Origin of the sequence: Georgenia sp. H159, from assembly GCF_035607575.1 — a bacterium.
GTDB lineage: Bacteria > Actinomycetota > Actinomycetes > Actinomycetales > Actinomycetaceae > Oceanitalea.
In genome coordinates this window covers 87,336-98,886 of sequence record NZ_JAYDZY010000003.1, presented here as the reverse complement: position 1 = coordinate 98,886, position 11,551 = coordinate 87,336, and the positions used below count along the sequence as shown (strand labels likewise).

At 73.5% G+C, this 11,551-nt stretch carries 8 protein-coding genes; 5 read left to right on the top strand and 3 right to left on the bottom strand.

Going from position 1 to position 11,551, the window contains the following annotated elements:
• Positions 1 to 58: 58 nt before the first annotated feature.
• On the bottom strand, positions 59 to 1,495 hold the full coding sequence (locus VR894_RS05040; RefSeq protein WP_324650256.1) for a DUF1343 domain-containing protein: 1,437 nt from the start codon (positions 1,493 to 1,495) through the stop codon (positions 59 to 61).
• A gap of 42 nt (positions 1,496 to 1,537) precedes the next feature.
• Positions 1,538 to 3,559, bottom strand: coding sequence for a glycoside hydrolase family 3 protein (locus VR894_RS05035; protein ID WP_324650255.1), 2,022 nt, complete (start codon positions 3,557 to 3,559; stop codon positions 1,538 to 1,540).
• A 250-nt stretch (positions 3,560 to 3,809) separates the two neighbouring features.
• On the opposite strand from VR894_RS05035, the gene VR894_RS05030 reads away from it, so the two are divergent.
• The 4 genes from VR894_RS05030 to VR894_RS05015 all read left to right on the top strand — a co-directional run bounded on the left by VR894_RS05030 (position 3,810) and on the right by VR894_RS05015 (position 9,274).
• Complete coding sequence (locus VR894_RS05030; protein ID WP_324650254.1) at positions 3,810 to 5,237, top strand: ABC transporter substrate-binding protein; 1,428 nt, start codon at positions 3,810 to 3,812, stop codon at positions 5,235 to 5,237.
• Between the two features lie 266 nt (positions 5,238 to 5,503).
• Complete coding sequence (locus VR894_RS05025) at positions 5,504 to 6,436, top strand: LLM class F420-dependent oxidoreductase (RefSeq protein ID WP_324650253.1); 933 nt, start codon at positions 5,504 to 5,506, stop codon at positions 6,434 to 6,436.
• A gap of 26 nt (positions 6,437 to 6,462) precedes the next feature.
• Positions 6,463 to 7,497: an LLM class F420-dependent oxidoreductase gene (locus VR894_RS05020; RefSeq protein WP_324650519.1), complete on the top strand. Its 1,035-nt coding sequence runs from the start codon at positions 6,463 to 6,465 to the stop codon at positions 7,495 to 7,497.
• A 430-nt stretch (positions 7,498 to 7,927) separates the two neighbouring features.
• Positions 7,928 to 9,274 carry an MFS transporter gene (locus VR894_RS05015; protein ID WP_324650252.1) on the top strand — a complete coding sequence of 449 codons (1,347 nt, stop codon included), beginning with the start codon at positions 7,928 to 7,930 and terminating at the stop codon, positions 9,272 to 9,274.
• 3 nt (positions 9,275 to 9,277) lie between these two features.
• Here the strand turns inward: VR894_RS05015 and VR894_RS05010 are convergent, their stop codons facing one another.
• Positions 9,278 to 10,162 carry a macrolide 2'-phosphotransferase gene (locus tag VR894_RS05010; protein ID WP_324650251.1) on the bottom strand — a complete coding sequence of 295 codons (885 nt, stop codon included), beginning with the start codon at positions 10,160 to 10,162 and terminating at the stop codon, positions 9,278 to 9,280.
• 180 nt (positions 10,163 to 10,342) lie between these two features.
• Between VR894_RS05010 and VR894_RS05005 the strand changes: the two genes are divergently transcribed.
• Entirely contained in the window at positions 10,343 to 11,551 is a 1,209-nt protein-coding gene (locus VR894_RS05005) for an MFS transporter (RefSeq protein ID WP_324650250.1), read from the top strand.

Below are 11,551 nucleotides of genomic sequence, written 5' to 3'. Positions count from 1 at the left end.
CTGCTGCGACCGCGCCCGCCCCGGCGGATCCGGGGCGGGCACCGACGTACCGGCGGGCTCAGCCGCGGTGGCCGGGCGGGGTGCCGCCGTGACCGGGCGGTGTCCACCCGTCGCCGGGTCCGCCACGTCCGTGGCCGTGGCCGGGACGGCGGTCGTCCTCGTAGAGACGGTAGTCCTCGGCGACCTCGTTGAAGGCCGCAAGCTCCTCCGCCCAGCCGGCGATGATCTCGTCCGGGTGGACGCCGGCCTCGAGCTGCAGGCGCACGTCCTTGTCACCGGAGAGGCGGTCGATCCAGCAGGTGTCCGCCTCGGTCTCGCACTGCTGGTTCGGGTAGATGGTGCCCTCGCGCCAGTCGACGCCCTCGGTGTCGTAGAACGCCTGGAGCACGTGGAGCCCCGTCCGGACCGGCACGTAGGCCTCCGGGTCGGTGATGTGCACCTGGACGCCGCCGGAGAGCCGCCCGGCCTGCTTGCTCGTCGTCGGGTTCGCGAACATCGGACGGAAGTGCACACCCTCGAGGCCCCGGGAGTTGAGGTCCTCCGCGAGGTTGTACGCCGCGACCTCGTCGATGTCGCCGTGCCCGATCCACAGGAACGGCATCGTGGTGCCGCGCCCCTCGGAGGCGTCGAGGGACTCGATGAGCCCGGTGCCGACGTACGCCCACGCCGTCTCCAGCGTCGGGATGTTCGGGGAGGGCGGGACCCACTCCAGCCCGTACCCCTCGACGAAGTCGTCCGGGTCGTACCCGTCCATCTCGACGACGTGGAAGTTGTCCACGGGCTCCTCGAGGAACTCGCCGTTGAACAGGGCGGCGAGCTCACCCACCGTCAGGCCGTGCTGCATCGGGATCTCGCGGAGCCCGACGAAGGAGGAGAGCGCCGGGTCGAGCACCGGCCCGTCCATCCGGTCGCCCAGCGGGTTGGGCCGGTCGAGGACGATGAAGTCCTTGCCGTACTCCGCCGCGGCGTCCATCGCGTAGTACATCGTCCAGATGTACGTGTAGAAGCGGGCACCGATGTCCTGGATGTCGAAGACGAGGACGTCGACGTCCTCGAGCATCTCCTCGGTCGGCCGCTGGGTCGCCCCGTACAGCGACCACACCGTGAGGCCGGTCCGCGGGTCGACGTAGTTCGGGACGTTGGCTCCCGCCGGCGCGCCGCCGAGGATGCCGTGCTCGGGCGCGTAGAGCGCGGTGAGCTCGTAGCCGCCCTCGTCCTCGTGCTCCACGAGCAGGTCCATCGTGTGGGTGAGCTCACTGTCCACGCCGGTCGGGTTGGTGATGAGCCCGACCCGCTTGCCATCGAGCAGGTCGAGCTGGTCCTCGAGCAGGACCTCGACACCGAGCTCCACGGTGGGACCGTCCTCCTCGTGCCACGGTGGTCCGTGCCCCGGTCCGCGGTCGGCACCGGCAAGGGTGCCGGCACCGAGGGTGAGGGCCCCGGACAGGGCCAGCGCAACGGCGACGCCGCCGCGTGAGGGCTTTCGAACAGTCATGACCATTCCCCCTTCGTTGGGTCGTGCAACTGGACGTGCGGGTCAGTGGCCGGCGTGCGGCGGTAGGGCAGCCCTCCCGGGCAGTCCGGTGGTGAACGCGGAGCGCCACTCGGTCGTCGCGCCTGTGGCCAGCTCGTAGCCGTCCCGGGCGACGGCGGTGACGGTGACGTCACGGGTGCTCCGGTGGGTGCCCGGCGCGACGACCGTGCCCGCGACGGTGTAGTCGACGCCCTGGACCTCCGGGACGGAGTAGGCGTCCTGGCCGCGCCCGGGGCGGTCGACGAAGGTCACCGGCTCCGGCGTCACCGGGTAGTGCAGCCCGTGCCCGAGCGGGAAGAGCGTGCCGGTGCCCGACGCGGTCGGGATGGCGACGGGGAGCCGGCCCACCGGGTTGACGTCCCCCATGAGGACCCGGGCCGTCGCCTCGAGGGAGACGTCGGCGTAGCCGTACGCCGCGAGCGCCGCGTCGGTCGCTGCCGTGCCGGCGACGTCGTAGGGGTTGCGCACGGCCACCTGGACGACCGGTGTGTCGGTGGCGGCGAGCGCGGAGACGAGGGACCGCTGGGCGGCGCTCGGGGCGAAGGCGGCCGAGTGGGTGAGGACGACGACGACGTCGTGCCCCGCGGAGGCCGCGACGGTCGCGGTGATCTGCGCGGCCGTGGGGTCCGCAGCGGGGTGCACGGTCACGTCCGCGCCGCGCAGGGAAAGCTCGTCGGCCGTCGTGGTGAGCCGCGCCGCACCGCCCCACCCGGTGAGGAAGACGTCGGTGCCGTCGGCGAGCGGGAGCAGGCCGTCCGCGTTGTCGAGCAGCGTGATGCTGTCGTCGGCGATCTCGGCGGCGGTGTCGTAGTGCCCGGGCGTGGCCATGACGTCGGCGACCGCGCCGAGGTCGACCATCGGGTCGGCGAGGACACCGCGCTTGGCCTTCTGCTCGAGGATCCGCCGCACCGAGGCGTCGATGCGCTCCTCGGTGATCTCGCCGTCCGCGACGGCGGCCATCACCCCGTCGTACGCCACGCGCAGGTTCGGCGGCATGAGCATCTGGTCGGCACCGGCGAGGATCGCCTCGACCGGGACCCGCTCGTCACCGAACTCGTCGCGCGCCCCCTGCATCGACAGTGAGTCGGTGACGATGACGCCGTCGAAGCCCAGCTCCTCGCGCAGCACCTCGGTGAGGATCGGGTAGGAGAAGGTCGCGGGCCGCCCGGACGGGTCGAGCGCGGGGACGACGATGTGGGCCGTCATGATCGAGTCGGTGCCGGCCTCGATGGCCGCCCGGAAGGGCGGCAGGTCCTCGGCGCGGAACTCCGCCTCGGTCTTGTCGATGAGGGGCACGCCGTAGTGGGAGTCGACGGCGGTGTCCCCGTGGCCGGGGAAGTGCTTGACGGAGGCCGAGATCCCGCCGTCGTCCTGGAAGCCGTGGACCTGTGCGGTCACGAGCGAGGACACGAGGTCGGTGTCGCCCCCGAAGGCGCGCACACCGATGACGGGGTTCTGGGCGTTGGAGTTGACGTCGGCGATCGGCGAGTAGTCCTGGTTGACGCCGACGGCGGCGAGCTTCTCCGCGGTGACCCGCGCCGCGTCACGGGCGTGCTCGGGGTCCCGCGTGGCCCCCAGGGCCATCGCCCCGGGCAGCTGGGCCGACGGCTGCGGCAGCCGGACGACCACGCCCTCCTCCTGGTCGATCGAGGTGGTCATCGGGATCCCGCCGTCGGCGGTGGCACGGGCCTGGATGTCGTTGGACAGCCGGGCGACCTGGCCGGGTGACTCGAGGTTGTTCGACCAGCCGAAGTAGATGATGCCGCCGGGGTGGAACTCCTCGATCATCTCCCCGATGCTCGGCACGCCGGCAGCGGCCAGGTTGCGGGGATCCTCCTCGTCGATCGTCGAGCCGTACATGTACGGCACGAACATCTGGCCGACCTTCTCCTCCAAGGTCATGCCCTCGACGACCGCGTCGAGGTCCGGCGGGTCCGAGGCGGTGGCGGTCGCGGCCGGGACCACGGCGGCGAGGACGAGGCCGGCTGACACGGCGAGGGCGACGCGACGTCGTCGGGCGCGCATGGCACTTCCTTTCGGCACTGCGATGTGGCCAGCGTCACGCTAGGCGCAGACCCCCGGCTGTGTCAATCGTTGACGCGCTAGACCGGCGCGCGCGAATTACTTTTCCTGCCTGGCATTGCTGCACGGTGCCGATGAGATCCGTGACATGCCATGAAAGAGCGATGTGTTTCCCACAGCCGCGTCGCGGTTCGGTCACCACGAGGTCACGGCTTCCGGGTAGCCTTGGCCCGTACGGACCTCAGGAGGACCCATGTCCCGCCAGGCGCGAGCCTGCGCCGCCGCCGTCGCGCTCGTAGCGCTGGTGGCGGGGTGCGGCGAGCCCGCGAGCGACGACTCGGGCGACGCCGCCTCGGCCGGCTTCTCCACGGTGACCTTCCGCCTGTGGGACGAGGCCGCCGCGAGCGCCTACCGCGAGTCCTTCGACGCCTTCAACGCGATCAACCGGGACGTCCACGTCGACGTCGAGGTCGTGCCGCAGGAGTCCTACGCCGAGGAGGTTGCCGCCGACCTCGCCGACGGCACCATGGCCGACATCTTCTGGACGACGAGCGACGCCGTCGCCGCCCACGCCCACGCGGGCGACCTCGTCGAGCTGGACGAGGCGCTGGGCGAGGACCACGAGCAGTGGGAGCCCGCCGTCACCGACCTCTTCACCCGCGACGACGTCCTGTGGGCGGTGCCCCAGCTGTGGGACTCCACGGTGCTGTTCTACAACACCGAGCTCGTCGACCGCGCCGGCGTCGACCCGACCACGCTGACCTGGGACCCGGCCGTCGTCCAGCCGCCACCCGTCGCCTCCTCGGCGGACGCCGACCCCGCCGGGGACGCCAGGGCAGGCGAGCCCGCCGCCCCGGAGGCCTCCGCGGCCCCGACCCCGGAACCCGCCGCGACACCCGAGCCGGTCGACGACACCCCCACCGACACCCTGCGCCAGGCGGTCCGTGACCTCACCCGCGACGATGACGGGCGCACCGCCTCGGAGGAGGGTTTCGACCCCGGTTCCGTCGCCGAGTACGGCATCAACACCGACCTCACCGCCCCCGCGGTGTGGCTGCCCTTCCTCGCCCAGCTCGGTGCGGTGCCGCACGAGGAGCTCACGCTCACGGGGCCCGAGGGCCGGGCGGCGTTCGGGTACCTCGCCGAGCTGCCCGCCGCCCCTCCCGTCGGCGACCCGACCGTCACCGCCCGCGAGCTGTTCACGGCCGGGCGGATGGCGCTGTTCCAGTCCACCTCCGCGGACATGCGTCACGTCGCCGAGCACGCGGAGGGTGACTGGGGGCTGGCGCCGGTCCCGGCAGGGCCGGACCGGTCCGTCGCGGTCGTCGACGGTGTCGCCGCGGCGGTGAACGCCGCGAGCCCCAACCCGGAGGCGACGATCGAGGTGCTGCACTGGATCGCCTCCGCGGACGGGCAGTCCGCCCTGGCCAGCCACGGCGTCGGTGTCCCCGCCGCGACGGGGGCGCAGGACCTGTTCCTGCGAGCCTGGGCCGACCGGGGGGTGGACGCCTCGGCCGCGCTCGAGGCGCCCGCCGTCGTCACGGCCGCGACGGGTCCTCGCGCTCAGGACGTCCTGCAGTCGGTGCGCCCGGTCCTGGACCAGCTGTACCGCGGTGAGCTGCCCCTCGCGGAGGCGCTCGCCACCGCGCAGGTCGCCGCCGAGACCGAGCTCGGGTCCTGAGCCGTAATTCTCGTGACACCCCCCGACGAGGCTGCCTACGCTCGTCCGTACACGGGAAAGGAGGTGGTCCAAGAGATGATTGACATGTGGACACGTGAGGTGGCTGTCCGCTAGCCGTCCGACGGACGGATCTGTCGGTCCCACCGCCAGGCGGCGGCGAGATCCCGGCAGTCACCGGCACCCGCGGGGGCCGTGGCTCGTCCACCACGGCACCCTGACCTCGGTCAGGAGCCCGCGGGTGCTCCCATGCCTGGCACGCTAGGGGCATGGACCTTCGCATCTTCGTCGAGCCCCAGCAGGGCGCCTCCTACGCCGACCAGCTCGCCCTGGCCCAGCGCGCCGAGCAGCTCGGCTTCTCGGCCTTCTTCCGCTCCGACCACTTCCTGCGGATGGGTGGCGGCGACCCGCTCCCCGGACCGACCGACGCCTGGACGACCCTCGCCGGCCTCGCCCGCGAGACGTCCACGATCCGGCTCGGCACCCTGGTCACCTCCGCCACCTTCCGCCTCCCGGGCGTCCTGGCGGTCCAGGTCGCCCAGGTCGACGACATGTCCGGTGGCCGCGTCGAGCTGGGCCTCGGCGCCGGCTGGTTCGCCGAGGAGCACGCCGCCTACGGGATCCCGTTCCCGGACAAGCGCTTCGGGCTGCTCACCGAGCAGCTGGAGATCATCACGGGCCTGTGGTCCACGCCGGTGGGGCAGACCTTCGACTACGACGGCGTCCAATACCAGCTCAGCGAGTCACCCGCGCTGCCCAAGCCGGTGCAGGAGCGGGTGCCGCTCGTCGTCGGCGGCAACGGCCCGCGCCGGACGCCCCAGCTCGCCGCACGCTTCGCCACCGAGTACAACCAGTCCTTCCCCGAGAAGGGTGCCGTCACCGCCCAGCGGGACCGGGTGCGGGCGGCGTGCGAGGCCGTGGACCGTGACCCCGACGAGCTCGTCTACTCCGCCGCGTTCGTCGCCTGCGTGGGCCGGGACGAGGAGGAGGTGCGCCGGCGCGCCGCCGCGATCGGACGCGAGGCCGGCGAGCTGCGCAGCAACGGGCTGGCCGGCACGCCCGACGAGGTCGTCGAGGGCCTCCAGGCGCTGGCCGCCCAGGGCATCACCCGCGTCTACCTCCAGTGCCTGGACATGGCCGACCTCGAGCACCTCGACCTCATCGCCGGTGAGGTCATGCCCCACGTGGGCGGGCAGCGGTGACGGACGACGGCACCGGCCACCCGCCGCTGCGGGTCGGCCTGCACCTGGGCTACTGGTCCTCCGGCCCGCCCGAGGGGGCGGCCGCGGCCGTCGAGCTCGCCGACACCGCGGGCCTCGACTCCGTGTGGACGGCCGAGGCCTACGGCTCGGACGCCCTCACGCCGCTCGCCTGGTGGGGCGCCCGGACCTCCCGCGTCCGGCTCGGGACCGGAATCGCCCAGCTCTCCGCCCGGACCCCGACGGCGACGGCGATGGCCGCGCTCAGCCTCGACCACCTCTCCGGGGGTCGCTTCGTCCTGGGGCTGGGAGCGTCGGGCCCCCAGGTCGTCGAGGGCTGGTACGGCCAGCCCTACCGCCGTCCGCTCGAACGGACCCGTGAGTACGTCGACGTCGTGCGCCAGGTGCTCCGGCGGGAAGCACCCGTGCGCATGGAGGGCCGGCACTATCGGCTCCCCCTCGACGGTGACGCGGCCACCGGAGAGGGCAAGGCGCTGCGCGCCACCGTGCACCCGCTCCGGGCCGACCTGCCGATCCACCTCGCCGCCCAGGGCCCGAAGAACGTGGCCCTCGCCGCCGAGATCGCCGACGGCTGGCTGCCGGCCTTCTTCACCCCCCGCCTCGACACCTGGGCGCGGGAGCAGCTGGAGGCCGGGTTCGCCCGACGCGCACCCGAGCTGTCCCCCCGCGAGCGCTTCGAGGTCAACGCGTCCCTGCCGGTCGCCGTCGGGAGGGACGTGGAGCAGGCCGCCGACCTGGTCCGGCCCCACGTGGCGCTGTACGTCGGGGGCATGGGCTCGGCGACGTCGAACTTCCACCGGGAGGCGCTCGAACGGCTCGGGTACGACGCCGCCTGCGCGGAGGTCGCCCGCCTCTGGGCGACGGGCGACCGCGCCGCGGCGGCCCGGGCGGTGCCGACGGAGCTCGTCCTCGACGTCGCGCTCGTGGGACGTCCCGACCAGCTCCGCGACCAGCTCGCGGCGTGGCGGGGGTCGGTCGCGACCGGCGTGCTGCTGCAGCTGCCACCGGCCGCCGCGCCCGCCGTCGTCGACGCCCTCACGTGACGGTTCCTGCCGGAAGGCCGCCGGGGGTCTAGCGCCCGGAGCACGGGGACCGCTACGGTCGCGACCACGTCGTCGAGGGGTGAGGGGATGGCCCGGACGCTCCGGACTTGCCAGGGCCGGCAGGGGCGGTACGCACGGTGGTCCCCGGCGGTCCGTGGGCGCAGCTGGCGCACGACGGCCCGCCCGGTGCGATCGCCGAGTCCTTCGGCCGACTGCTCGAGTGGGTCGCGCAGCAGGGTTCCCACGCCGGGGCCGCACAAGCTCGATGTCGGCTACCGGCTCGACGGCCGGCCCGTGACGCACGTGCTCGCCGTGCAGCTCATGTAGCGGATGTTCCTCCGGGCACCGCAGGGCGGCCCGCGTTATACTCAACCTGAGATTAACTGCTACGCTCCCGGCGTCCAGCCCTCCACCACCCAGGGACCCACTCATGGCCGCGCACACCGACGACGCGCTCCCCACCCAGTCGCTCACCCGGGCCGAACGCCTCGACCGGCTGCCCTTCACCCGCGCCCACGGCAAGCTGCTCGGCGGGTCCGGCGTCGGCTGGGCGCTGGACGCGATGGACGTCGGCCTCATCTCCTTCGTCATCGCCGCCCTCGCCCAGGCCTGGGACCTCAGCGCCGCCGAGCAGTCGTGGATCGCCTCGGTCGGCTTCGTCGGCATGGCGATCGGCGCGAGCGTCGGCGGGCTGCTCGCCGACCGCATCGGCAGGCGCCAGGTCTTCGCCCTCACCCTGCTCATCTACGGGCTGGCCACCGGCGCCTCCGCGCTGGCGACCGGGCTCGTCATGCTCATCGTGCTGCGCTTCCTCGTCGGACTCGGCCTCGGGGCCGAGCTCCCGGTGGCCTCCACCCTCGTCAGCGAGTACGCACCCAAGCGGATCCGCGGGCGGGTCGTCGTCATCCTCGAGGCCTTCTGGGCCCTCGGGTGGATCGCGGCGGCCCTCATCGGCTACTTCGTCGTGGACGCCGAGAACGGCTGGCGCTGGGCGTTCGTCATCGGCATGGTCCCCGCCGTCTACGCGATCTACGTGCGGATGCGGCTGCCGGAGTCGGTGCGCTTCCTCGAGCGCACCGGGCGCGCGGACCAGGCCGAGGCCGCGGTCCGTGTGTACGAGGAGTCCGCCGGCCAGCGGCCCGTCCCCTCCCCGGCCATCGCCGAGGAGCCCGCGGCGCCGCCGCACTGGCGTGAGCTGTGGACCGCCCGCTTCCGGCGCCGGACCGCAGCGCTGTGGGTGGTGTGGTTCGGGGTGAACTTCGCCTACTACGGAGCCTTCATCTGGCTGCCGTCCCTCCTGGTCAGCCAGGGCTTCTCGCTCGTCAAGTCCTTCGAGTACACCCTGATCATCACCCTCGCCCAGCTCCCGGGGTACGCCGTCGCGGCGTTCCTCATCGAGAAGTGGGGGCGGCGCGCCACCCTGGCGACCTTCCTCGCGGGCTCGGCGGTCGCGGCGGTGCTCTTCGGCCAGGCCACCACCGTCCCGCAGATCATCGCCGCCGGCATGGCGCTGTCGGCGTTCAACCTCGGTGCCTGGGGCGCGCTCTACGCCGTGAGCCCGGAGATCTACCCCACCGCCCTGCGTGGGACCGGCTCCGGCAGCGCCGCCGCCTTCGGCCGGCTGGCCTCCATCATCGCGCCACTGGCGGTCCCGTTCTTCATCGCGTCGGGAGGGTCGTCGCTCGCCTTCGTCGCCTTCGGGATCGCCTTCGTCGTCGCCATGGTGGGCTCGCTGTTCCTGCCCGAGTTCCGCGGTGCCGCCCTGGAGGAGACGTGACGCTCAGGCGGCGCGCAGCTGCGCCTGCGCCGCTGCGCGGTGCTCGTCCCTGCCGGTGGTGAGCGCGAACAGGCCGTAGCCGACCGGTCCCGCGGCCATCAGGGCCGCACACCGCTCACCCAGGCGCTCCCCCGGCTGGCCACCCGCCTCCGTGTAGGCCCGGGTCGTGGCCGCGAAGGCCTCCGGTGGGGCGAAGGCGTGCTGATACATGAAGTCCCGGGCGGGGTCGTCACCACGTGCGGTCGTCCAGTCGAGGACCCCGGTGACGGCGTCGTCGTCGTCGATGAGCACGTGCGCCGGGTAGAGCTCCCCGTGGGTGAACACGGTCTCCTCGGGCCACAGGCCGTCGTCGTCGAGCCAGGCGGCCAGGCGCCCCTCGAGCCCGGGGTCGACGTCGAACTCGGCGGAGACGAGGGCCACGTCGTTCGCCCAGCTCTCCCGCACCTCGTCGGGGCTGCGGACCTCGATCCCGAGCTCGCGTGCCTCGTCCAGCGGGGCGTCGTGCAGCGCGGCGAGCAGGCGGCCGAGGTCCTCGGCGTAGCGCGGCGAGGCCGGGTCGAGGTGCCACGTCGCCTGCTCCCCCTCGATGGTGAGCCCGGGCCGGCCGGGCAGCACCGGGTAGGCGACGAGGTCGTCGGCCACCACGTGCCAGTCCGGGACGGCGACGAGCAGGTGCCGGGAGGCGAAGGCGAGGATCGCCTGCTCCTGCGCCACACCGTCCACGACGTCGGGCCGGCGCGGCACGCGCAGCACCCACTGCCGCCCGTGCACGTCGACGGCAAAGGCCACCCGGAAGTCCAGTCCCGCGTCGTTGCGGCGGACGGAGTCGGGATGAAGGCGGAGGCCGTGGCTCGCAGCGCGAGCCAGGAGGTCCTCGTCGCCACTCATGCGCCCCACTGTGACACGGATCGGTCCGGGCGCACCCCGGCTTCCGACCCGGCGGTCGGCACCGCACGGAGCCACTGCGCGTGCCGATTCTGCGAGCGGGTGGTGATGTCGGCCACGAGAGCCGGCTCGGGCGTCGAGTGGCTGCCCGACCGGTCGAGGTCGCGGCTTAGCATCGACGAAATGGCCTCCCTTCCCACGTCCGCGCGCACGGTCATGCCGTGGGCCGTCGTCGTCGGCGTCGTCCTCGTCGCGCTCAACCTCCGCGGGCCCATCGTGGCGCCGGCCCCGGTCCTCGTGACGATCCGCGACGACCTCGGACTGTCGACCACCACCGCCGGCTTCCTCACCAGCCTCCCGGTGCTCTGCTTCGCGCTCGCCGGCCCGGCCGCCACGCGGGTGATCCGGCGCGCCGGCCCGGAGGGCGCGGTCGTGCTGTGCCTGCTCGGCGTGCTCCTCGGGACGATCGTGCGCTCCGCCGGGCCGACCGCCCTCGTCCTCCTCGGCACGGTGGTGATCGGCGCCGCGATCATGGTGGGGAACATCGTCATGCCGGTGATCATCCGGCGCGACGTGCCCTGGCGGCGGGCAGGTGTGGTGACCGGGCTCTACACCGCGTCCCTCAACGTGGGCTCGATGATCACGTCGCTGGGCACCGCGCCGCTGGCCGCCGTCGTCGGCTGGCGGTGGGCGCTGGCGACGTGGGGAGTCCTCGCCGCAGCCGGCGCGCTGTACTGGCGCGGGCTGCGACGCCGGCACGCAGCGGCCGCGCCGCCGGCACCGACCGAGCAGGCACCGGCTGAACCGGTGTCGTCCTCGGCGGCCCGGATCGGGTGGTTGCTGCTCATCGCCTTCGCCGGGCAGTCCTTCGCCTACTACGCCGTCTCGGCGTGGCTCCCCACCCTGCTCTCCGACACCCGCGGCCTGGATGCGGCGGCCTCCGGCGTGACGGCGTCGCTGTTCCAGATCTTCGCCGTCGCGGGCGCGTTCGGCGTGCCCGCGCTGGCGGCGCGCGCTCCGGGGTGGGTGCCGGTCGCGGTCGTCGGCGCCTGCTGGGTCGCCCTCCCCATCGGCCTGCTCGTCGCGCCGGAGGCGTACATCACGTGGTCGATCCTCGGCGGCGTGGGCCAGGGCGGCGGGTTCACCGCCATCCTCTCGATCATCGCGCGGGTCACCCGCACCGACCGGGAGGCGGCCACCGTCTCCGCGCGGGTGCAGACCGGCGGCTACGTCGCCGCGACGTTCGGGGCGCCGCTCGCCGGTGCCCTCTACTCCGCGACGGGCGGCTGGTCCGCTCCACTCGTGCTCGTCCTCGCGGCGGCGCTGGCGTTCACGGTGGCCGGAGTGGTGGCGGCGCTGCTCGCCCGCCGCCACCACCCGGTGGCCCACTGA

Bases quoted from the DNA above. Each gene is read 5' to 3' on its own strand.
- VR894_RS05025 (WP_324650253.1), top strand. From the start codon at position 5,504: ATGGACCTTCGCATCTTCGTCGAGCCCCAGCAGGGCGCCTCCTACGCC.
- VR894_RS05005 (WP_324650250.1), top strand. From the start codon at position 10,343: ATGGCCTCCCTTCCCACGTCCGCGCGCACGGTCATGCCGTGGGCCGTC.
- VR894_RS05030 (WP_324650254.1), top strand. From the start codon at position 3,810: ATGTCCCGCCAGGCGCGAGCCTGCGCCGCCGCCGTCGCGCTCGTAGCG.
- VR894_RS05015 (WP_324650252.1), top strand. From the start codon at position 7,928: ATGGCCGCGCACACCGACGACGCGCTCCCCACCCAGTCGCTCACCCGG.
- VR894_RS05010 (WP_324650251.1), bottom strand. From the start codon at position 10,162: ATGAGTGGCGACGAGGACCTCCTGGCTCGCGCTGCGAGCCACGGCCTC.
- VR894_RS05040 (WP_324650256.1), bottom strand. From the start codon at position 1,495: ATGACTGTTCGAAAGCCCTCACGCGGCGGCGTCGCCGTTGCGCTGGCC.
- VR894_RS05035 (WP_324650255.1), bottom strand. From the start codon at position 3,559: ATGCGCGCCCGACGACGTCGCGTCGCCCTCGCCGTGTCAGCCGGCCTC.